A 22956-nucleotide genomic window follows, 5' to 3' on the forward strand; every position below is an offset into this window, starting at 1 on the left:
AGGAGTTGAAAAGCAATGAAACAAGGAATCCACCCAGAATACCGTAAAGTCGTATTCATGGACTCGACGACTGAGTTCAAATTCATCTCTGGTTCGACTCGTTACTCTAACGAGACAATCACGATGGAAGATGGTAACGAATACCCACTCATCCGTGTCGATGTATCTTCTGATTCGCACCCGTTCTACACAGGTCGCCAGAAATTCGCATCTGCGGACGGTCGTATCGAGCGCTTCAACAAGAAGTACCAACGTTAATCGTCAACTTGTATGCACACCGCCTAGGGATTGCCCTTGGCGGTTTTTATTTTTTCTAGATAGAAGTCAACCCTTTTTCTTCAAGAAAAAGATGGGTATAATCGGGAAGCGATTAACCAAGGAGAGGGCGAAGTAGAATGATGCATGTGACGAACCGTTACGGTTGGATAGAAGTGATTTGTGGGAGTATGTTTTCTGGGAAATCGGAGGAACTGATCCGCCGTGTCCGTCGGGCGCACTACGGGAAAATCCCTGTCCAAGTGTTCAAACCGGCAATCGACGACCGGTATCATGAAGAGAACGTCGTCTCCCACAGCGGCAACTCAGTCGTGGCTGTGCCGATTCAATCGAGTCAAGATTTATACGATGCGGTGCGTGAAGAGACGCAAGTCATCGCCATCGACGAGGTTCAGTTTTTCGACGAAGGGATCGTCGACGTCATCGAGCAATTGGCGTCAGAAGACAAACGTGTCATCTGCGCCGGCCTCGATATGGACTTCCGAGGTGAGCCGTTCACGATGATGCCAGAGCTGTTGTCGCGTGCAGAGTTCGTCACGAAGCTGCAGGCCATCTGTCTATCATGCGGAGCGCCAGCTTCTCGGACGCAACGATTGATTGACGGAGAGCCTGCCCGTTTCGAGGACCCGATCATCTTGGTCGGCGCTTCCGAGTCGTACGAACCGCGTTGCCGTCATTGCCATGACGTCCCGAATAAACCACGGCCAGTCCGCCATACAGTGGCCGACTGACGTCAACGGACCGCCCTTGGCGGTTCGTTTTTTGCTATAATGAAGACAGTTCGATTTGACGGAGAAAGGACGGATCATCATGTTTGACCGTTTGAGCGTATTAGAAGAACGCTATATGCAATTAAATGAGATGCTCGCTGACCCTGAAGTGCTCAGCGATGCGAATAAATTACGACAATATTCAAAAGAGCAGTCGCAGCTCGAAGAAACGGTGCAGGCGTACCGTCACTATAAAGAGACGAGCACGGCGTATAAAGAAGCAAAAGCGATGCTCGAGGACCGCACGCTTGATCCTGACATGCGCGAGCTCGCCAAAGAAGAGATGTCACTCCTTGAGCCGGAAGTGAAGGCGCTCGAGGCGAAATTACGTGTCTTGCTGTTACCGAAAGACCCGAACGACGACAAGAACGTCATCGTCGAGATTCGCGGGGCAGCCGGAGGTGACGAGGCGGCACTGTTCGCAGTCGACCTATACAAAATGTACACGCGCTTCGCCGAGCGCCAGAACTGGAAGGCAGAGTTGATTGACGCCAACTATACGGAACTCGGCGGTTTCAAAGAAGTGACGTTCCTCATCAACGGGACGGGTGCTTATTCGAAACTAAAGTTTGAGAACGGGGCGCATCGGGTCCAACGTGTCCCATCGACCGAGTCGGGTGGACGCATCCATACATCGACGGCGACCGTCGCCGTGTTGCCGGAAGCAGAGGACGTCGAAGTGCACATCGATATGAAAGACGTCCGTGTCGACACGTTCACATCATCGGGACCGGGCGGCCAGTCGGTCAACACGACCCAATCGGCCGTGCGCTTGACGCACATCCCATCGGGGCTCGTCGTCTCGTGTCAAGACGAGAAGTCACAACATAAAAACAAAGATAAGGCACTTAAAGTGCTCCGGGCCCGCCTGTATGACAAGATGCAGAGTGAACACCTTCAAGAACTGTCGGCACAACGCAAGTCGGCCGTCGGGACGGGAGACCGCTCGGAGCGGATTCGGACATATAACTTTCCGCAGAGCCGTGTGACCGATCACCGCATCGGGCTGACGCTCCAAAAGCTTGACCGCGTCCTCGCGGGGGAACTTGAAGATATCATCGACGCCCTCGTCATGGACGAACAGGCCCGTCTGATGGAGGATGTCGATTGATGCGAATCGCGGCGAAGCTGAAACAAGCGGAACGGGAGCTCGAGGCCGCTAATCGTGATGCCTCGATGGCGGAGTGGTGGCTCATGCACGTCCTTGACGTCGATCGGACGGGACTGCTCATCCGTTTGTCTGATGAATTGACGACGGACGAGGCGAAGTCGTTTGACGCCGGGTTTGAGCGTCTCTTGGCAGGTGAGCCGGTCCAACACTTGATTGGTCATGCCCCGTTTTATGGACGGATGTTCGAGGTCAATCGTGACGTCTTGATTCCGCGTCCGGAAACGGAAGAATTGATTGAATGGGTCGTCGAGCATGTGCATAATGTCTCCGACGATGACATCGTCGATATTGGAACGGGCAGCGGCGCAATCGCCATCACACTCAGTCTCGAGCTCGGTGTCCGTGTCAAAACGGTCGATATTTCCCGGGAAGCAATCGCTGTCGCCGAGCGTAATGCAGCCGCGCTCGGGGCGGATGTGTCTTTCTATGAAGGAGATTGCCTCGCGCCGATTGCCGACGACTCGATTCGTATTCTCGTCTCGAATCCACCTTATATCGAGGCGGACGAACTGCTCGATGAGACGGTTGCGGGCTATGAGCCACACCTCGCCTTGTTCGGCGGAGCGGACGGGCTCGACTTTTATCGAACGATTATTGCCGACTCGATGCGCGTCCTGTGTGCCGATTGGCAATTGATTGCATTTGAAATCGGGTATAATCAAGGACAAGTTGTGAAATCGTACCTGTCCGAACGTTATCCTGAAGCAGAAACGGGTATTTTAAAAGATATAAACGGCAAAGACCGAATCGTCTACGCCGTAAGGGAAGGGATTGCGCATGGAAACGAAATGGATCAAGCCGACAGAAGTTGAGGAAGGGGTACGTCTCTTGAAGGCTGGCGAGGTGATTGCCATCCCGACGGAGACTGTCTACGGACTCGCCGGAGATGCGACGAACGATGTCGCCATCAAAAAGATTTTTGAGGCGAAAGGAAGACCGTCGGATAACCCGCTCATCGTCCACGTCGCTACGGTCGAACAGGCCGAACATTTCGCGCAAACCATCCCGCCGGTCGCGAGACGCTTGATGGAAGCGTTTTGGCCCGGTGCCTTGACCATCATCTTACCGTCGAACGGTCGGGCATCGTCACTCGTGACGGCTGGTCTGGATTCGATTGGATTGCGGATGCCGGACCATCCGGCCGCACTTGACTTGATCCGCACGTCCGGTCTTGGACTGGCAGCACCAAGTGCGAACCGTTCGGGACGTCCATCACCGACGTCGGCCCGGCACGTTGCAGATGATTTGACCGGTCGGATCGCGGGTATTATGGATGGGGGACCGACAGGCATCGGCGTCGAGTCGACCGTAATCGATTGCACGGCAGAACCGGCGACGATTTTACGTCCGGGCGGCGTGACGAAAGAAGCGATTGAAACGGTTATTGGCCCGGTCATTCTCGATGCCAACTTGAGCGATGAAACAGCTGCGCCACGATCACCAGGAATGAAGTACACCCATTACGCCCCGAGCGCACCCCTGTATTTAGTCGAAGGGGGACGTGAAGACCTCGTCCGTGTCGTCATGGCGCGGCAGGAAGCGGGCAAGCGAGTTGGCGCACTCGTGTTCGATGAAGCGACGACCCCGGCTGACGTCACCCTCTCTCTCGGCACTTCGATGGAGACGGCGGCCCAGCGTCTATACGAGGCGTTGCGTAAATTTGATGAGACGGATGTAGAAGAGATTTACGTGAATCGGATTGAACCGACGGGAGTCGCTCTTGCCGTTTATAACCGCCTCTACAAGGCGGCTGGCGGTAAAGTCATCCGTCCATAGGAAGAGGCTTAAGGACATAGAGGAGGATCACGCGATGTCGATGAAACGCGTATTATTCATATGTAGTGGGAACACATGCCGAAGCCCGATGGCGATGGCCCTGCTCCGTTCGAAAGTGACGGGGGACGAGTTCGATATTCGTTCAGCCGGGCTTCGGACGATGCAAGGGTTTGACGCATCAGAAAATGCACTCCAAGTGTTGCGTGAACGAGGAATTGAGCTCGAGCACGTGACGCAAACGTTTGACGACGTCCTCGGACGCTGGTCGGACGTCATCTTGACGATGACACGGGCGCATCGTGAACAGATTCGGGACACGTATCCGGATTTGACCGATCGCACATTCACATTATATGAGTTCGTCACGGGACTCGAGCGCGATATTAACGACCCGTTCGGAGGGTCGATGAACGTCTACCGCCAAGTCCGAAACGAACTCGAACCACTCGTGAATCGACTTGTGCTAAAATTGACGAATGACGGGTCAAAGGTGACGAAACCACCGAGACGCCTACCAAAGAAGACGGGGGAATGACGGAATGAAAATCGCAATCGGCGCCGATCATGGCGGATTCAATTTGAAGAAAGACATCATCGGATTATTGGAAGAGCTTGGACACGAGTATAAGGACTTCGGGACACACTCGGCCGAGTCAATCGATTATCCGGACGTAGCTATTCCAGTCGCCGAAGCAGTCGCGGCCGGCGAGTTCGACCGTGGCATTTTGATTTGCGGGACTGGAATCGGCATCGGCATTGCCGCCAACAAAGTGAAAGGCATTCGGGCGGCACTCGTGCACGACTCGTTCAGCGCGAAAGCGACGCGTCAACATAACGATTCGAACATCATGACGATGGGCGAGCGCGTCATCGGACCGGGTCTTGCACTCGACTTAGTGGCGACATGGCTCGATACGGACTTCGAAGGCGGACGCCACTCGAACCGTGTCGACAAGATGAGCGCTTACGAAACGAAGTGACGACGATGAAGGCGGAGCTTTTGAACTTATTGACGGAGTTGCATGAACGGTTTCCGTTAGATGAGGAAAAGATGCTCGTCATCGGTTGTTCGACGAGCGAGGTCGTCGGCAAGACGATCGGGAAAGCGGGTTCGATTGATGTGGCGTCGGATTTGATCGAGGCGTTCCTTGCGTTTCGGGACAAGACCGGCGTCCATCTCGCCTTTCAAGGGTGCGAACATATCAATCGCGCCCTTACGATCGAGCGACGGACCTTGAAACAGTTCGGGTTGACGGAAGTGACGGTCGTCCCGGTCCGCGCGGCGGGCGGGGCGATGGCCGAGAAGGCGTACGAGCGTTTCGACGCCCCGTGCGTCGTCGAAGCGATTCAAGCGGACGCCGGCATCGATATCGGATCGACGCTGATCGGCATGCATTTGAAGCCGGTCGCAATCCCGGTCCGGTTGTCGGCGAAGCAGCTCGGTGAGGCGTACGTTACGTTCGCCATCACGCGACCGAAATTGATTGGCGGCCCACGGGCCCACTATCCAGCAAAATAAAGAAAGCCGGTCTGCGCGACCGGCTTTCTTTTGCGTTATAACTCTTCACTGAACAAATATGAGATGACCATCGGGAACCGATTGCGCCAAGCGAGCTCGTTATGGACACCTTCCTCGATGACCTCGAAGCGGATATGTTCGACCTTGTCGCGCAGCAGGGCGTAGACACGCTCGCTCGACTCGAGATACATCTCGTTCGTCGGACCGTCCGCTGACGGCTGTTCGACTTCTTTGCGGCCGACGTCCATATACAGACGTTCGACGCCGTTCAAATCACTCGCGTCAATCAATTGCTCGAGCTCGGTCTGGTTGAACCAGAACGCCGAGGACAATGAAGCCACGCGCTTGAAGACGTCGGGATAGACGCAAGCGGCGTAAATCGAAATCAAGCCGCCCATTGAGCTGCCCATCATCGCCGTCTCGTCCGGCTTCGTCCGATAGTTCGCGTCAATCATCGGCTTCAACTCTTGTGAGATGTATTCAATGTAGGCTGATCCTTGTCCGCCGAGCGTCACGTCTTGACCGAGCAAGCTCTCGCCGATGTACGGGTTCTCCCACGGACCGTACTCGTCGAGCCGCATCTCGCCGGGGGCGCTGTCGATGCCGACGATGATGATGTCGCGCTTCGAAGCGTCCATATACTCACCGGCGCGCCAGCTCATCTTATAGCTCGCGTCCTCGTCGGCGAACACGTTCTGTCCGTCATGCATATAGAGCACGGGATAACGTTTGTCCGTCGAGTCGTAATCGGCCGGCGTATAAATCCGAATCGTCCGCTCGCGCTCGAACGGGGTGATGGTAATTTGTTTTGTCTCAATCATAAGTAGCCTCCTCTGATCGTCTTCTTTCATATGATACCCGACTTGCCCGTGGATTAGACGATACCCAAAAAAAGAAGCATATGTTACGATGGGGGTGTTGATTTTAGACATTCAGAGGGGGTTTCAACATGGTAAACACGACGAAGTTGAAAGTACAGGATGCGGAATTGTTTGAAGCGATGCAACACGAGCTCGGTCGCCAACGCGAGAACATCGAACTCATTGCCTCGGAGAATTTTGTCTCAGAAGCAGTCATGGAAGCGCAAGGCGGCGTGCTCACGAACAAGTACGCGGAAGGTTATCCAGGCCGTCGTTACTACGGTGGTTGTGAGTTTGTCGACGTGGCCGAGAACTTGGCCCGCGACCGCGCCAAGGAGCTGTTCGGTGCAGAACACGCCAACGTTCAGCCGCACTCGGGTGCCCAAGCGAACATGGCCGTTTATTTCACAGTCCTTGAAGCCGGTGACACGGTGCTCGGCATGAACTTGTCGCACGGTGGCCATTTGACGCACGGAAGTCCGGTCAACTTCTCAGGCGTTCAGTACAATTTCGTCGAATACGGTGTGGACAAAGAGACAGAACACATCGATTATGACGTTGTCGCAGCCCTCGCGAAAGAACATAAACCAAAACTCATCGTCGCTGGTGCCTCGGCGTACCCGCGGACGATCGACTTCGCTAAGTTCCGTGAAATCGCCGATAGCGTCGATGCCTACCTCATGGTCGACATGGCCCACATCGCCGGTCTCGTCGCGGCCGGTCTTCATCCGAACCCAGTCGAGCACGCGCATTTCGTGACGACGACGACGCACAAGACGCTTCGCGGTCCACGCGGCGGCATGATTCTCTGTAAAGAAGAGTTCGCCAAGGCGATCGACAAGTCGATTTTCCCAGGGATTCAAGGTGGTCCGCTCATGCACGTCATCGCGGCGAAGGCCGTGGCGTTCGGGGAAGCGCTCCAACCTGAGTTCAAAGAGTATCAGGCACAAGTCATCAAGAATGCACAGGTGCTCGCGCAAGGGCTAGAAGAGGAAGGGCTCCGCATCGTATCGGGCGGTACGGATAACCACCTTCTCCTCGTCGACCTCCGCGGCATCGACATCACCGGGAAAGCGGCCGAGCATGCGCTCGACGCAGCCGGCATCACGGTCAACAAGAACACGATTCCATTCGATCCGGCATCACCGTTCGTCACGAGCGGGATTCGTCTCGGGACGGCCGCGATGACGACGCGCGGATTGAAAGAAGACGATATGCGTGAAGTCGCTCGCTTGATCGGACGCGTCTTGACGAACCATGAAGATGAAGCAGTGCTCGCGGAAGCGCACGAAGCAGTCCGCGCGTTGACGTCGAAGTTCTCGCTCTATCCTGAACGAGGCTGACGAATGGACGTACGGACACTCGCAGATCGGGAACTTGCGGAACTGCCGCTCATCGATATGACGGAATGGCTCGTCCGAAAAGGCGAGCATGACCCGACGTTTCGCCTCGTCGCGAACGAGTTCGGGGTCGTGACGACGTTACTCGACCACGGGTATTATATCGAGGCAAGTGAACGGATTGTACCGCTTCTCGGAATGAAAGTGCCGGCGGCGTTTCATCGGCTCGGGCTTGCGCTCGAAGTGAAGGCGAACGGAAAGAAGGCGGCCAAGCGCCGCTTTCGTTCGTTCTCGCCGGCTGTCACCGGTCATGCGGACTTGTCGGCTTGGCGTAACGCCTTCAAATGGAACAAATCGTGGCTCGGTCTACCGCTCGTCGTTGGTCTCGGTCTGGTCGCACTCATCTTTTGGCCGGATTCGGAGCCGCCGCCCGTGACGCCGACCGCATCAAACGAACGGGTCGAAACGGTGACGGAGGACGAGGCGCTCGCGAAACGGTTAGAAGAGCTCGAGCAAGAAGTTGCTCGACTCGAGGAAGCGAACAAGGCGCTCCAAACCGAGGACGAGACGACCGAAGCTCCTGAGGCACCGGAAGTCATCCCGCTCGGCGAAGTCGAAACGCTCGTCTCGGACAAACAGTACGAGGAAGCCGATGCGCTCCTCATCGGCAAGGCGAAAGCCGGTCAGGAACAGGCCGTCGGGTTTTATCGGTTGCTCGTCGACAACAAGCTTGGCGAAGCAGAGATCGCCGATTATGCCGCCTATGTCGACACGTATCCAGAGTCGGGATATAAGGCGGACGTCTTATGGATGAAAGGCATCGCCGAGAAGAAGGCCGGGGACGACACATACCGGACGACGCTCGCCGAAGTCGCCGCCATGGACGGGACGTATTGGGCCCCGATTGCCAAATCGGTGCTCGAGGAAGAATGAGGTCGCAGCCGTGCTGTGACCTTTTTCTCATCAAATTCTAATCAATTTCACCGCTCTTTCTCAGCTCGCTCCCGTACAGTAAAGAAAAAGGATAAGGGAGAGGGACATATGCGCTCAACTAGCAGAGGAAAGATTGGAAGATTGATTCGAGGAGTGGCCGTCGGTGCGCTCGCATTGACACTCATGTCGGCAGGTGTCGCCGGGTTCTTATTATTCACCTTGACCGGTAACGCCTGGCTCGACCAAATCGCTCAAGTCGGGACTGATTTGGCGTTTCAGGCGGAAGGGATTGAAACGACGTTTGACCGGATGGGCGATTCACTCGAATTGCGCATCGAACAAGCGATTCCAGAGGCAGTTCGTCCGTTTTTTGACTGAGGAATCCGGGAACACTTAGAATGATGCGTCGGGCGGACTGCTCGGCGTTTTTTTTAAGAAAGGATGAATGGAATGCCTACGATTCTCGTCGTTGAAGACGATGCTAAAATTGCCAGATTACTTGAACTTGAACTCATGCATGCCGGTTACGAAGTCGAGGTCGCCCATGACGGGCAGGCTGGGCTCGACCGGGCGCTCACCGGTGGGATTGACCTGATGTTGCTCGATGTCATGCTGCCACAGATGAGCGGACTTGAAGTCGTGCGCCGCGTCAAAGAAGAGCAACCGCTCCTCCCGGTATTGATGGTGACGGCACGCGGGGACCGCTACGACAAAGTGAGCGGTCTCGACCTCGGGGCCGACGATTACATCACGAAACCGTTCGAGATGGAAGAGTTGCTCGCGCGGATTCGGGCGTTCTTACGGATGCGGCAACACGTCCAAATCGATACGAGCGAACGGGTCTTATCTTATGAAGGGCTGACCGTCGACGTCAATCGCCATGAAGTGATCTGCGAGGGGCAAAAAGTCGACTTGACCCGACGTGAGTTCGACTTGCTCGTCTATCTGCTCGAACATCCCGAACGCGTGCTCACACGCGACCAACTCGTCGAGCACGTCTGGGGCTTCGATTATTACGGGGACACGAACGTCGTCGATGTGTACGTCCGCTATGTCCGGAAGAAACTCGGGGGTTCTTGGATTCAGACGGTCCGAGGCGTCGGCTATATGTTGAAGCGTGGTGAATAAGATGAAGCTACGGACGAAGATTGCCTTGGCGATGGCGGGGTTCATGTTGTTCCTCCTGATCACCTCGTTCGGTGTAGCCTGGCTCGTCTCGCGTCAACAGATCGTCGACGCCCGCTATGATGTCTTGCGCCAGGCACTCAGCTTGCTCGAGGAAGACGAGCGGAACCAACAAGCCGTCTTGTCGTTGCACGAGGACAGTGTCGTGCTCGAACGGCAAGCGAACGGCGATTGGGGCATCATCGGCGGACAGGCCGAAGAGAGTTTGCGTTTTCCCGTCAACTTTGGAGAACCGGCGCTCGTCGATGATTGGTTCGTCATCGCGACGTCGGACGGGCTCGGCTACGCGTTTCAAGACGCGGCCGTGAGCGAGACGCTCCAGACGCTCGCCACGATTTTTCTCGTCATCTTCTTGATTGCGGTGGCGATGACGTTCCTCGGTAGCCTATGGATCGTCAGGCAAGGGCTCGATCCACTCCGCCGTCTCGAGTCGACGATGGAACGGATCACCGAGTCGGGTACGCTCGAAACAATCGATGTCGGGACGAACCGAGACGAGGTCTCGACGCTCGCGACCGGCTTCAACCAGATGATTGCCCGGGTCGAAGGATCGATGGAGCAACAGCGACGCTTCGTCGCCGATGTTTCACATGAACTGAAGACGCCGCTCACCGTCATCGAAGGGTACGCCAAACTGCTCCGGCGCTGGGGACAGAGCGACCCGGCCGTTCGTGACGAGGCCATCGACCACATTTTGACCGAATCGCGGCAAATGCGCGAGGACTTGATTGAACCGATGCTCGAACTGAGCCGATTCTCTTCGCTCAAAGAAGTGGAGACCGAGGCGATCGGATTGACTGAGCTGGCCGAACAATTGACCGAACGGTTCGAACGATCGCACGGTATCCATGTTCCGATCGAGGCGATGGGGGAGTGGCACGGTCATCGCGATTCGTTGCAACGGCTCGTCGTCATCTTCATCGATAACAGCTTGAAGTATGCGACTGACACACGCGTGACGATGACGCCGGACCGCATCGAAGTACGCGACCATGGGACGGCGCTCAAGGAGGAGGACCGGGCACGGTTATTTGACCGGTTCTATCGACTCGATGAGGCACGGGACCGGAGCGGCAGCGGACTTGGTCTCGCCATCGCCAAGGAAGTGGCGGACTTGAACGGGTGGACGGTCGGCAGTTATGTGAACGCGCCGGACGGCAGCGTCTTCTACGTCACAAAATGACAAAACTTTCGCAGATTCTCATCATTTTCTAATGGAATCCTCGTGGTGCTCTAAGGTCACCGTTCTATGATGAAGATGTAGAACAAGTTCACCACATGAAACGAGGAGGAAGCATCATGAAATTAATCGGATGGATTTTAGGAGTCGGGTTGGCGGTACTAGCCGTCGCCGGAATCGGGTTGTATGTCGCGAACGACAAGACGGACACGGTCATCGTTCCACGCGCGGTCGATAGCGTGAACAGCGGAACCGATGATGCCGCAGACGATGCGCAAGATGATGCGAGTCAAGAAGCAGCCACTTCGTCAGAAGGATCAGCATCGAACGATACGCCGGTCCGTTCGGTCGATGACGATGATTATAAATTGTATGGTACCCTCGTCAGCTTATCGGATCGTGATGTGACGATCAGCTTCAGCGGTAAAGAATCGACGTATCCGCTCGCGGCCCGTCATGAGATTGACGACGACACACCGAAAGCAGGGGACCGTGTCAAATTGGAATTCAATCAAAACGAGGAAGTGAAGGAAGTCGACCGTGAAAGTGACGACTTCGACATCTATGGCACGTTCGTCAGCCTGTCGGACCGTGACGTGACAATCGAACGTGACGGCGAGTCAGAGACGTTTAAACTCGCGAGCCGCTACGAGCTTGACGACGAGGCGCCAAAAGCCGGTGACCGTGTCAAACTCGAGTTGAACCTTCAACAGCAAGTGAAAGAGATTGAACGTGACGATGACCGGGATGACCAAGACAATCAAGATGATCAAAACGACAATCAAAATGATGACGACCAAGATGACGACCGTGACGATGATCAAGATGATGAGCGCGACGACGACTAAAAAAATGCCACGAAAGTGGCATTTTTTGTTTAATCTTCTAACTAGGTCAATAATTATTATTGTATGATAAGGTGAAAAAGAAAAATTTAGGCGATTCAATCCAAATAAATGTGAAAGGAGGGGGCGGGATGAAAAACGCAATTGGTCTGATAAGTTTGGCTGCCGTACTATTAAGTGGCTGCGGAGCGAATGAAATCAATGCGCTCAATTTACGACCGCTGTCGACGTATGCAATTCAACAAGACCGAGACATTCCGTTGACGTCTGCGTTGAAGACGCGATTGTTGAATTACTGTGAGCGGCAACCGACAGACGTGTTGCCGACGCGTCGGGCCGAATTGGCGGCTATCACATTCCGCCACCCCTTCTATGACGAATTAGGTAGTAAGACCGTCAAATATTGGCGGAGCGGGGACGAGCGTTACGTCTCTTGTTTGAACAGCAACGAACAAAATGAGCGCGTCTTCCGTACCGATGCCATTGAGGCGTTCGAGTCCGCGGCGGGGTCAGAACCGAGGGAGGTCGATGTCGGCAACACGCTATCGTTCATTCCTGAACCAGACGTCACGACCGTGGCGCGCGCCTTCGCGGTCAACGAGACGCATGAGACGATTGTTCCCGGTTCGGTATTCCGGTACCACACACCGGACCGTGGCGCGCTTCATGTCACCTATCACGTCTATAAAGACGGTGCCGAGACGGGACAGTTTATTGAGCCGGGACTGTTCGTCTTCGAGAGCGGTAAGAATGAAGGCGTGGCGTTCTTGACCCAGTTGGCCGATCAACGGATTACGCTCCAGATGGGTACAGAACAGGCGCGGGACCGAACCGTGTTACCTAGTTCGCTTTCGGGTGAGTACGTGCAAATCGACTCGATGGAAGCCGTCTTTAATTTAGATGCCGAAGGACGGCGGCTCTTGAAGCGAATCGTGCTCGCAGATGAGCCGATCGAAGACGTCTCGGAGCAGGACTCTGCCGTCTTATCGACTCGTTATGATACCGTGATTGAGGTATGGGTGGCCGTCCAACGGCCAGGCGCCGGTGAATTGACGATCACATCGGAGCAAAAAGATGCGATGCGTTTGGCGACATACGAGACGGAGACGAAGACGGCTCATCTTGGTGGCCCGAATACGCGTGAACTGTTCGAACTGTTGTCCCGCGTGAAGACGACGACTGCCGCACCGACGGGCGAACGCCGGGGAACGCTCGCGTTATATGAGCAGTTGACCGAGCAACGGTTCGACGTTTGGATCGAGGAAGAGAAAGATACCCTTCAACTGATGGACGTCGAGACGAAGCGGGTTTATTTGATTGATCAACTGGAATTAGAGGAATTACTGGACACTTACATATAAGCTAAAAACTATTTTTTTCCCGTTTCATGACACTTTCATGTCGTGAGACGGGTTTTTGTTTTCAAATTGACACTATGTTTTCGTAAAAAACTATCCTATAATTTTTTTTGCGAAGGTTCAACATTACATACACGAATCCGATACATCCATAAAACACACAGCACTAACCTTCTCGTCATTTGAATATAAGAAAAGGGGGAGCCACGAGACACAACTCCATTCAACCATCATCGTCCGTCACCACGTTTTGTCAGTCATCAGGAGAGGAATGGGTAGTGAAATTGAAAAAGTTAATTATGTCTCTAATGGTAGTGTTGTTGATTGTTAGTCTGAACATGTCTAAAACGGGGGCACAAACCATGAACCCACTCGACGGTGTGAAGAACTATCAAGTGTATTATGGCCATCCAACGGCAGCGATTTTGAAAGATATGCAAAACTATGACCTCGTCATTATTGAACCGCTTCATTACACGAAAGCGCAAGTGGAGCAAATCAAAGCACGCGGGACAAAAGTACTCGGATATATTAGCGTCATGGAAGTCGCGACATGGAACACAGGTCTCATGTCAAAACTTCAGTCAGGTGACTTCTTTACGCGTAACGGACAACGTGTCCATTACTCGGAATGGGATTCATACTTGACGAACATCGCCTCACCGCACTTCCAAGGGTTGCTCCTCACGGAAATCCAGAACCAAGTCGTCGCCAAAGGCATCGATGGCGTGTTCATGGATACGGTCGGTGATATCGATAACGAACATTTGAACAATCCTACCGTGCTCAAACAGCAACGTGACGGACTCGTCAACTTCTTGAAGCAAGCACGGGCCCGCTATGGTGAGATCGCCATGGTCCAAAACTGGGGCTTTGACACGTTAGAAACGTCAACGGCACCTTACGTTGACGGCATCATGTGGGAGAGTTTCAACGCCGACACGATCAAGAGCGACGCTTGGTCACAAAACATGATTAAGAAATTACAAGCAGTCGACGCGAAGCATTCGGTCAAGACGCTCACGATTTCGACACGTCTTAGCGCGGACAGCCACAAGCTCGCCAAAGATTCTGGGTTCATCCATTTCCACGAAGCGGATGCTTACGTGAACTGGAACGCAGGTCTCGTGACGCGTACACAGGATACGACGCCGGCACCGGTCGCAGTAGCACCGACGACGAAGCCAGCTGAAACGACAACGACGAAGCCAGCTGCGACGACAACGACGAAGCCAGCTACAACGACTGCAACGAAGCCAGCTACAACGACTGCAACGAAGCCAACTACAACGACAGCAACGAAACCGGCTACAACGACAACGACGAAGCCAGCTGAAACGACAACGACGAAGCCAGCTACAACGACTGCAACGAAGCCAACTACAACGACAGCAACGAAACCGGCTGCGACGACAACGACGAAGCCTGTAACAGAAACGGCGACAAAGCCTGTCACAAAGCCAGTCTCAGCTCCGAAAGCAGATGCCTCGACGGACAAACCGACCGAGTCGAAAGAAAAAGAAAAAGCTGACTGGAAGCAAGAGAAGAAAGACAAAAAAGAGAAGAAGAAGGCGAAAAAGCATGCCAAAAAACATGCTAAAAAGCATGCCGGCAAGCACAGCTCGTCTAACGACCATCACGCCGCCAAAGGAAACATGTGCGGAAAAGTGAAACACAAGACGGCCGGTTTCTTAAATTTCTTCAAATTCTAAACCATGTGTCACCTGAACTCCGAGGGATCGATTTCGTTTCTTCGGGTTTCGTCTGACCTCTTAAAAAACAGAAGTTGACCCTACCTTTCTCAGAAAAGTTAGGGTACAATGCTCAAGAGAGATTGAGAGAGGAGTGAAGCATGATGGGCAAAGTACACGTTTATGACCACCCATTGATTCAGCACAAGATGACGATTATGCGTAAAGTAGAGACGGGGACGAAGCAGTTCCGTGAACTCGTAGACGAGGTTTCGTCACTCATGGCATATGAAATTACACGCGACCTTCCGCTTACTGATGTGGAAATCGAGACACCGGTCTCTGTATCGACACAGAAGATGATTGCCGGCAAAAAATTGGGAATCGTCCCAATTTTACGGGCAGGCCTCGGCATGGTGGATGGCTTCCTCAAAATGATGCCGAACGTCAAAGTCGGTCACATCGGTTTATACCGTGACCCAGAGACGCTCGAGCCGCACGAATACTATCTCAAGTTGCCGACGGACGTCACAGAACGTGACTTCATCGTCGTCGACCCGATGCTCGCGACAGGCGGTTCAGCAGCCGACGCGATTGCCGCGCTTAAAAAGCACGGTGCCAAGTCGATTAAGCTCGCTTGCCTCTGTGCAGCCCCTGAAGGTGTGGAACGTGTTCAAGCCGAACACCCGGACGTCGAAATCTATCTCGCCGCACTTGACGAGAAGTTGAACGACCACGGCTACATCGTACCAGGACTCGGTGACGCAGGTGACCGTCTGTTCGGAACGAAATAAGCATGAACCCGATGAGAGGATCCTGGTGATCCTCTCTTTTTTGTGGGGATGTGCACCAATCGATTCAAATTAGTTGAGACGATCGAAGAGACGGCCGATAGTAGAAGAGGAAGAGACCGTAAGTCGGTCCGACGTCGGGATAAGGGAAGAGACACGATGAAGACTAAATTCTCGCTACTGCAAAGATACTTACTCATCTCCTTGATGGCGTTGTTTTTGACGAGCGTCTGGAGCTATAGCGCGTTTCAGGACATCGAGCAGGAAAATCGACGGATTGTCGAGGAAGCCATCCCGATTTCGAACGCTGTCTCGGAGCTGTTTCGGCTATTGCTCGACCAAGAGCTATCGGTTCGGGGCTATACATATAACCAAGACGCGCAGTCGCTCGAACAGTATGAGGCGACGAAACAATCATTGGAGGAGACGATTCGTATTATTCGTGAACTCGACGAGCGTCATCCGATTATGCAGGAATTGATTCAAGACGAGGCGTTGCCGCTCATTCAAAAAATGGAGGCGTTTCATGCGTCGCAAATCGAACTCATCGAGGCGGGGGATGTCATCCCCGCGAACGCGCGTCGCTATAGTGGCATCGATTATATCAACCAGTTCCGAGACGTCGATGCGGCCCTTCGTGAAGACATCGACAACATCATCCAACAAGCCACGCTTCGGAGTGAAACTGCCTCGAATTCAGCGAAATGGGTCATCTTCATCGTCGTCGGCATCGCATTGTTGCTGTTGATGACGTTCATGCATACGTTCCGGCTCGAGCGCAGCAAACAAGCGCTCATCCATCGCTCGCTCCATGACGCCTTGACCGGGATTTGGAATCGTCGAGCTTTTGACGAGAAGTTAGAACGGATGTGGGACGAAGCGACCGATACCGAAGACGTGCTTGCGCTCCTTTTGCTTGATATTGATGCGTTCAAGACGTATAACGACACATACGGCCATTTGGCCGGAGACGCTTGCCTCGAACGGGTGGCGAACGCGATCGACAAGGCGGTCGGGGAAGACGGCATGACGGCACGTTATGGAGGCGAAGAGTTCGCGGTGCTCCTGCGGCCACGTCACGCGCGCCAACCGAAAGAAATCGCGGAACGGATTCGGCAGGCGGTGCTCAAACTGAACATCGTGCACGAAATGTACACCCCGTTGCGAAAAGTGAGTGTCAGCATCGGCGTCGCCGAACATGCGCCAACGCCAAGTGGCGATAAGACCGACTTGATTGAGGCGGCCGACCAAGCCCTCTATCAGGCGAAGCAGAGTGGGCGCAACCGCGTCTCGGTCGGCCAGGCGACGAACGTAGGTTAAAAGCGGACACAGAAAAAAGACGACCTTCCCGATTCAAACGGGAGGGTCGTCTTTCGTATAGGTTTATTGTTCAATCAATCCTTCTTGGATGAGGAAGTCGCGGGCGACTTTCTCCGGACGTTGTTTCTCGACGTCAGCAAGATAATTGAGCTCTTGCATCGTCTCGTCCGTGATTTTCCCGCTCAGCAAGTTCAATACGTCCGCGAGCTCAGGATGCTCGGCGAGCGTCTCTTCACTGACGATTGGGACCGCGTAATACGGCGGGAAGAACTGTTTGTCGTCCTCGAGGACGGTCAAATCGAAGCGTTTAAGCAAGCCGTCGGTCGAGAAGCTGTCGATGGCGTTACTCTCATTGTTCATGAGTGCCGTATAGCGGAGTCCGCCGTCGACCGGTTTCACGTCCTGGAAGTTGAACGGATACGCTTCTTTCAAGCCAAGGTATCCGTCTTCACGGTTCGAGAACTCGATTGTCGGACCGAAGACGAGCTCGTCACTCACCGCAGCGAGATCTGAGATGGTCTTTAAACCGTATTTATCGACGTCTTCTTGTTTGACGGCGATGGCGTAGGTGTTATTGAAGCCGATTGGATCGAGCGTGCGGATATCGAAACGTTCGTTCACTTGTGTCACGACTTTGTCGTAGACGACGTCCGGGTCGTTCTCGACTTCTTGCTTCAATACATCTACGAACAACGTGCCCGTATATTCGACGTACGTATCAATCTCACCGGTCCGTAGGGCGCTGAAAGCGACCTGGGTCCCGCCGAGGTTCAATTGACGTTTCACATCGAGGTCTGTCTTGTCTTCAATCAAGTCGGCGACCATGTTCCCGAGAATCAATTGCTCGGTAAAGTTTTTCGATCCGACGACAATCGTGTCATCTTCACGGGTGAAGGCAAAAATCGAACCGGCGAGGAGTAGGACGAACGCCGTCGCGATGACGATGAGTGGTTTCGTGACTTTCTTCGCCGAACGACGCGTCTTTTTCTTCATCCGGCCATCCGCGAGGACGATGCCGTTCGGTGCGACCTTGTACTCGATGCGGCTGACGATGAAATCAATCAACAGTGCGAGCAGACCGGCCGGGATGGCACCGGCAAGGATTTGGTTGTTGTCAACGGTCTGAATCCCGGCGAAGACGAGATAGCCGAGACCACCGGCTCCGACGAACGCGGAGATGGTCATGAGTCCGACGGCCGTGACCGCCGAGATGCGAATCCCGGCCATGATGATCGGGAGCGCGAGCGGGAGCTGAATCTTACTCAAAATCTGACGGTCGGTTAGGCCGATCCCTTTAGCTGACTCGAGCGTATCACCCGGGATGCTCGAGAGGCCCGTGTACGTGTTCTTCACGATCGGGAGGAGCGAGTATAAGACGACCATGATGATGGCCGGCGTCGACCCGATTCCGATGAACGGGATGAGGAAACCGAGGAGAGCCAAACTTGGTACGGCTTGGACAACGCTCGTCAGCCCGAGAATCGGTTTCGCGAGGCGCGGAATCCGTAAGATGAGAATCCCGAGCGGTACCCCTAACAGGACCGCAAGTGAGACGGCGAACACCGTTAGTTGTAAGTGTTCGAGCAAGAGCGTCCCGATTTGATCGGTATTGTTCGTGAAGTAATCGAAAAATGATTGAATGGCGTTCATAGCGTTTCCTCCTCTTGCATGAATTGCTCACTGAGGACGGAAAGCAAACTGCTGCGTGTAATCAAGCCGTGAAGTATTGAACCGTCGACGACGGGGAGGTACCCTTGGTCGCTCGTGTTCATGACGTCTAAAATGTCGAGAAGCGAGTCCTCGATTGAGACGAAGGCGTAATTCGTATTCATGACTTCCTCGAGTCGCTTCGTCTTGTCTTGAATGCTGTGGACGTCCTTCAATTTGATGAGTCCTTGGAGGACGCGATCACGGTCGGTGATCAACAGGCTGTCGACTTTACGTGAACGCATGATTTCAATCGCTTGAAGCACCGTCCGTTTCCCGCTGATTGATACCGGATCGGTGATCATGATATCTTTCGCTTTAATGAATTCAGGGCTGTTCCAAATCCGATTCTTCCCGATGAACGACTCGACGTATTCGTCTTTCGGGTTCCGGAGAATTTGTTCCGGAGTATCGAATTGGACGATTTCCCCGTCGCGCATGATACAAATGCGATCGGCCAGCTTGATCGCCTCATCCATATCATGGGTGACGAACACAATCGTCTTTTTCACTTCTTCTTGAAGATTGAACAGCTCTTCTTGGAGATCGTTTCGAGTGACAGGGTCAAGGGCGCTGAACGGTTCATCCATCAAAATGACTTCCGGGTCGTTCATGAGGGCACGGGCGAAACCGATACGCTGCTGCTGACCGCCGCTCAATTCGCTCGGATAGCGATCGATGAATTGGTCCGGGTCGAGGCCGACCATACGGAGAAGGTGTTCGGTGCGTGCGTCCATGTCTTGTTCGGCATGTCCTTCGAGGCTCGCAATCAATTGAATGTTTTCGCGAATCGTCATATGCGGAAAGAGGCCGGTCTGTTGAATGACATAGCCCATCTGGCGCCGCAATTCGATCGGATCCATTTTGCGTGTGTCTTGGCCGTTGACGATAATCGTGCCTTCCGTCGGCTCGATCAAGCGGTTAATCATTTTCAACGAGGTCGTCTTCCCACAGCCGGACGGGCCGATAAAGACGACGAGCTCACCTTTGTTGATTGTGAGATTCATCTCTTTCAAGACGGTCGTTTGTTTGAACGTTTTCTTGACTTGTTTAAACTCAATCATGCAGTCACCCTTTTCAATAATTATTTTCACATAATCTTATATGCCCGTTGTTAGATGATTGTAAACATTTTTTTCGAAAAAAGAGTTTGAACCTCTGATAAAGCGGGGATTATTATTGTCATTTTTATTCGAAATGAAAAAGAGAGGAGGACACGTGTAGCCAGTGTCTTCCTCTCAATACGTTAGTTTACATGAATATCCATCGCCTCGACGAGTAAATCTGCCAAATGGACAGCGCGCATCGAGTCGGTCCCGTGTTCTTGAATGCCGAGCTGCATCTGCATGTGGCAGCCCGGATTCGATGTCACAATCGTTTGTGCCGCCGTGGCGTTCACGTGACCCATCTTCATCTCGAGGATGTCGTTCGCAATCACCGGTTGCAATAGATTGTAGACGCCGGCCGAGCCACAGCAGTGGTCGGCATGCTTCTGTTCGATATAGACGGCGCCTTCGATTGCCTGAAGCAACACCCGTGGGGCGAGTGCCCCTTTTTGCACGTTGCGGAGGTGGCACGAGTCTTGGTACGTGATGAGCTGCTCCGGTAGGGAGAGCGGTACGCGGTCGAGGAAGCCGACCTCAATCAAAGTCGAGGCGAAGTCTTTAATCTTGGCCGTGAACCGTTCCGCGCGTTCGGCCCATTCCGGGTCGTGCTTTAACAGATGGTCATAGCCGACGAGGAACGCACCGCAACCGCCGGCGTTCGTGATGATGTAATCGACGTCCTCGGCCTCGAACGCTGCGATATTCTGCTTGGCGAGCGTGACGGCGCCCGTCTGTTCACCGGCATGACCATGTAAGGCCCCGCAACACTGTTGCGTTTTCGGGATGACGATGTCGCAGCCCGCCGCTTGGAGCAGTTTAATCGTGTTGGCATTCGTCTCATAGAACATCGTGTCCATCAAACAGCCGCTGAAGAAGGCGACTCGGGCCGTTGTCGCTCCCGTCGCCGGGATTCGCTCTGGACGTCGACGTCGCTCCGTCTTCGGCGGGACCGTCGGTAAAATCGTCTCCATCTTCTGGAGCTGGTCCGGGAACCAATCGAGGATGCGGAGCTTGTGAGTGAGCGTCTGGACGCCAGACTGTTGATAGAAGCGGAGAAAGCCCGTCGCCGTCTCCATCTTCGCCTTATTCAAGAACAGCCCGTCAAAGACGACTTTGCGGACGAGACGTTCGCGGACCGGCATCTGCCCGGTCGCACGTTTATGTTCGGTGATGGCGGCGCGTGCGTCCTCGAGCAGAACGCTATAGCGTACCCCGGCCGGGCATGCCGGCTCACAGGCGAGACAACCGAGACATTCGTTGAGCGTCTTTTCGACGCCCTCGTCCGGTTCAATCAATCCGTCGACGACACCTTTCATGATGGCGATGCGGCCGCGCGGGGAGGCCGACTCGTCTTTCGAGCGGATATATGTCGGGCAAGTCGGCAGGCAAAAACCGCAGCGCATGCAGCCGAGCATCTCTTCATAGTCGAGCTTCTCGGTCATGCGGCTGGCGAGTTCGGGCGTCTGCTTCATGATTTACCTCCTTGGACGATGCGTTTTTTCGCCGCTTTGGCGAACATCTTCTGCGGGTTCATGATGCCGTGCGGATCGAAGGCGAGCTTGATGCCTTTCATGACGTCTATCCCGGCCGTACCGAGCTTCCATTCGAGATACGGGGCTTTCATCGCCCCGACCCCATGCTCGCCGGTAATCGTCCCGCCGAGGTCGAGCGCGGCGGCGAAAATATCAGCGAACGCCGCCTCGACACGTTCCATCTCCTCATGATTCCGGGCATCGGTCGCGACCGTCGGGTGCAGGTTGCCGTCCCCGGCATGACCGAACGTGGCGATTTGAATATCATACGCTTGTCCGATTGCTTCGATGCGCCGGACCATCTCGGCAATCTCGCTCCGTGGCACGGTCGCATCCTCTAAAATCGTCGTCGGGCTGAGTCGGGCGAGGGCGGACAAGGCGATGCGCCGGGCGTAGCGGAGCGTCTCAGCATGCGCCTCGTCTCGGGCCACTTCGACCGACAAGGCCCCTTCTTCTAGACAGACGGCATGCATCGCCTCGATGTCTTGTCGGACGACGTCACGCGGGCCGTCCTGTTCTAATAGAAGGAGAGCGCCGACGTCCGTCGGCAATCCGATGTTCGCATACGCCTCGACGACCTCGATCGTCTTCTTGTCCATGAACTCAAGCGTCGCCGGGATGACGCGATTCTCGATGATGCGGCTCACTGTTCGGGCCGCGCTGTCCAAGTCCTCGAAATAAGCGAGCATCGTCTGTTTTGTCTCGGGGAGCGGGATGAGCTTGAGTGTCGCTTGCGTAATGACGGCGAGTGTCCCTTCCGAGCCGACGAGGAGACGCGTCAAATCGTACCCGGCCACGTCCTTGGCGAGCTTGCCGCCCGTATGGAGGACATCCCCGTTCGGGAGCACCGCCTCGAGCGCGAGCACGTAATCGGCCGTCACACCGTATTTCAATCCGCGTAACCCACCTGAGTTCTCGCTGATGTTGCCGCCAATCGTCGAGATTTTCATCGAGCTCGGATCCGGCGGGTAGAACAGTCCTTTCGCCTCGACGGCTTGCGCTAGATGGACAGTGATGCAGCCCGGCTCGACCGTCACCGTCAAGTTCTTCTCATCAATCTCGAGGATGCGGTCCATATGGCGGAAATCTATGACGACACCACCAGAAAGCGGCGTCGTCCCGCCAGCAAGGTTCGTCGCCGACCCACGGGGGACGACTGGGATGCGGTATGTATGGCACAGCCGTAGTACAGTCTGTACATGTTCGGTCGAGCGGGGGGCGACGATGGCGTCGGGCATCGCTTGATAGTTAGGTGTCGCGTCAAACGAATAGGCGAGTCGGGTCGTCGGGTCCGTGAAGACGACGTCGGCACCGATTTCCTCACGTAATTGATTCATCCAGTCCATGGTAGTTCCTCCTCACATGCATCAAAATTTTCATGATGCGGGCGTCGGTTTCGAAAGTCACAAAATCGACACATTTTTAGATAGCGCTTACATCGTAATCGTAGCCATTCGAACTGGTATTGTCCACCCATTTCGGCTTGATGGGAAGGGATTTCCAGACGTGTGGACGATAAAAATCGCCCTGTGAGATTCATCACTACAAATTCGTCAGAACCCCTCGACATGACAAAAAGATAATCGGTATACTGAT

General features: G+C 54.3%; 23 protein-coding genes. 18 read left to right on the forward strand and 5 right to left on the reverse strand.

Features of this window, described 5'->3' with window-relative positions; all coding sequences use genetic code 11:
• Positions 1-15 precede the first annotated feature (15 nt).
• From KNP80_RS09225 to KNP80_RS09260, 8 genes are all read left to right on the forward strand, one after another.
• Positions 16-258: a type B 50S ribosomal protein L31 gene (locus KNP80_RS09225; RefSeq protein ID WP_021066109.1), complete on the forward strand. Its 243-nt coding sequence runs from the start codon at positions 16-18 to the stop codon at positions 256-258.
• A 137-nt stretch (positions 259-395) separates the two neighbouring features.
• Positions 396-1007, forward strand: coding sequence for a thymidine kinase (locus KNP80_RS09230; protein ID WP_214719325.1), 612 nt, complete (start codon positions 396-398; stop codon positions 1005-1007).
• Between the two features lie 79 nt (positions 1008-1086).
• Positions 1087-2157 (forward strand): peptide chain release factor 1, encoded by a 1071-nt coding sequence (gene prfA, locus KNP80_RS09235; RefSeq protein ID WP_214719327.1) that lies wholly within the window; start codon positions 1087-1089, stop codon positions 2155-2157.
• A complete protein-coding gene (prmC, locus tag KNP80_RS09240; protein ID WP_214719386.1) occupies positions 2157-3029 on the forward strand; it encodes a peptide chain release factor N(5)-glutamine methyltransferase in 873 nt (290 codons plus the stop codon). The genes prfA and prmC overlap by 1 nt, the downstream gene beginning before the upstream one ends.
• Complete coding sequence (locus tag KNP80_RS09245; RefSeq protein WP_214719329.1) at positions 2995-3993, forward strand: L-threonylcarbamoyladenylate synthase; 999 nt, start codon at positions 2995-2997, stop codon at positions 3991-3993. The genes prmC and KNP80_RS09245 overlap by 35 nt, the downstream gene beginning before the upstream one ends.
• Before the next feature lie 40 nt (positions 3994-4033).
• Positions 4034-4528: a low molecular weight protein arginine phosphatase gene (locus KNP80_RS09250; protein WP_251128999.1), complete on the forward strand. Its 495-nt coding sequence runs from the start codon at positions 4034-4036 to the stop codon at positions 4526-4528.
• 4 nt (positions 4529-4532) lie between these two features.
• Positions 4533-4973, forward strand: coding sequence for a ribose 5-phosphate isomerase B (gene rpiB / locus KNP80_RS09255; protein WP_021066115.1), 441 nt, complete (start codon positions 4533-4535; stop codon positions 4971-4973).
• Positions 4970-5512, forward strand: coding sequence for a TIGR01440 family protein (locus KNP80_RS09260; RefSeq protein WP_214719333.1), 543 nt, complete (start codon positions 4970-4972; stop codon positions 5510-5512). Before rpiB ends, KNP80_RS09260 begins: the two co-directional genes overlap by 4 nt.
• Positions 5513-5547: 35 nt before the next feature.
• On the opposite strand, the gene KNP80_RS09265 is transcribed toward KNP80_RS09260, so the two are convergent.
• Positions 5548-6333 carry an alpha/beta hydrolase gene (locus KNP80_RS09265; protein ID WP_214719335.1) on the reverse strand — a complete coding sequence of 262 codons (786 nt, stop codon included), beginning with the start codon at positions 6331-6333 and terminating at the stop codon, positions 5548-5550.
• Between the two features lie 128 nt (positions 6334-6461).
• On the opposite strand from KNP80_RS09265, the gene glyA reads away from it, so the two are divergent.
• The 10 genes from glyA (at position 6462) to KNP80_RS09315 (ending at position 17015) form a co-directional block, all read left to right on the forward strand.
• A complete protein-coding gene (gene glyA, locus KNP80_RS09270; RefSeq protein ID WP_058764822.1) occupies positions 6462-7715 on the forward strand; it encodes a serine hydroxymethyltransferase in 1254 nt (417 codons plus the stop codon).
• A gap of 3 nt (positions 7716-7718) precedes the next feature.
• On the forward strand, positions 7719-8645 hold the full coding sequence (locus KNP80_RS09275) for a hypothetical protein (protein WP_214719337.1): 927 nt from the start codon (positions 7719-7721) through the stop codon (positions 8643-8645).
• 108 nt (positions 8646-8753) lie between these two features.
• Positions 8754-9023: a hypothetical protein gene (locus KNP80_RS09280; protein ID WP_214719338.1), complete on the forward strand. Its 270-nt coding sequence runs from the start codon at positions 8754-8756 to the stop codon at positions 9021-9023.
• A 72-nt stretch (positions 9024-9095) separates the two neighbouring features.
• Complete coding sequence (locus KNP80_RS09285) at positions 9096-9773, forward strand: response regulator transcription factor (protein WP_214719339.1); 678 nt, start codon at positions 9096-9098, stop codon at positions 9771-9773.
• A 1-nt stretch (position 9774) separates the two neighbouring features.
• On the forward strand, positions 9775-11013 hold the full coding sequence (locus KNP80_RS09290; RefSeq protein ID WP_214834591.1) for a sensor histidine kinase: 1239 nt from the start codon (positions 9775-9777) through the stop codon (positions 11011-11013).
• Between the two features lie 116 nt (positions 11014-11129).
• The gene (locus KNP80_RS09295) at positions 11130-11858 is read left to right on the forward strand and encodes a hypothetical protein (protein WP_251129001.1); all 729 of its coding nucleotides are present in this window, start codon (positions 11130-11132) and stop codon (positions 11856-11858) included.
• Between the two features lie 128 nt (positions 11859-11986).
• Positions 11987-13216: a hypothetical protein gene (locus KNP80_RS09300; RefSeq protein ID WP_214833661.1), complete on the forward strand. Its 1230-nt coding sequence runs from the start codon at positions 11987-11989 to the stop codon at positions 13214-13216.
• A gap of 359 nt (positions 13217-13575) precedes the next feature.
• The gene (locus KNP80_RS09305) at positions 13576-14925 is read left to right on the forward strand and encodes a glycoside hydrolase family 191 protein (protein ID WP_214834593.1); all 1350 of its coding nucleotides are present in this window, start codon (positions 13576-13578) and stop codon (positions 14923-14925) included.
• A gap of 143 nt (positions 14926-15068) precedes the next feature.
• Positions 15069-15698: a uracil phosphoribosyltransferase gene (gene upp, locus KNP80_RS09310; RefSeq protein WP_021066126.1), complete on the forward strand. Its 630-nt coding sequence runs from the start codon at positions 15069-15071 to the stop codon at positions 15696-15698.
• Between the two features lie 156 nt (positions 15699-15854).
• Positions 15855-17015 (forward strand): GGDEF domain-containing protein, encoded by a 1161-nt coding sequence (locus KNP80_RS09315; RefSeq protein WP_251129002.1) that lies wholly within the window; start codon positions 15855-15857, stop codon positions 17013-17015.
• Positions 17016-17078: 63 nt separating this feature from the next.
• On the opposite strand, the gene KNP80_RS09320 is transcribed toward KNP80_RS09315, so the two are convergent.
• The 4 genes from KNP80_RS09320 to KNP80_RS09335 form a co-directional block, all read right to left on the reverse strand.
• The gene (locus KNP80_RS09320) at positions 17079-18665 is read right to left on the reverse strand and encodes an ABC transporter permease/substrate-binding protein (protein WP_214834595.1); all 1587 of its coding nucleotides are present in this window, start codon (positions 18663-18665) and stop codon (positions 17079-17081) included.
• Positions 18662-19786 carry an ABC transporter ATP-binding protein gene (locus KNP80_RS09325; RefSeq protein WP_021066129.1) on the reverse strand — a complete coding sequence of 375 codons (1125 nt, stop codon included), beginning with the start codon at positions 19784-19786 and terminating at the stop codon, positions 18662-18664. The genes KNP80_RS09320 and KNP80_RS09325 overlap by 4 nt, the downstream gene beginning before the upstream one ends.
• A 182-nt stretch (positions 19787-19968) precedes the next feature.
• A complete protein-coding gene (locus KNP80_RS09330; protein ID WP_214719389.1) occupies positions 19969-21231 on the reverse strand; it encodes a (Fe-S)-binding protein in 1263 nt (420 codons plus the stop codon).
• A 65-nt stretch (positions 21232-21296) separates the two neighbouring features.
• Complete coding sequence (locus KNP80_RS09335) at positions 21297-22697, reverse strand: FAD-binding oxidoreductase (protein ID WP_251132366.1); 1401 nt, start codon at positions 22695-22697, stop codon at positions 21297-21299.
• Between the last annotated feature and the right edge of the window lie 259 nt (positions 22698-22956).

The organism is Exiguobacterium sp. E4787, assembly GCF_018618375.1.
GTDB lineage: Bacteria > Bacillota > Bacilli > Exiguobacteriales > Exiguobacteriaceae > Exiguobacterium > Exiguobacterium chiriqhucha.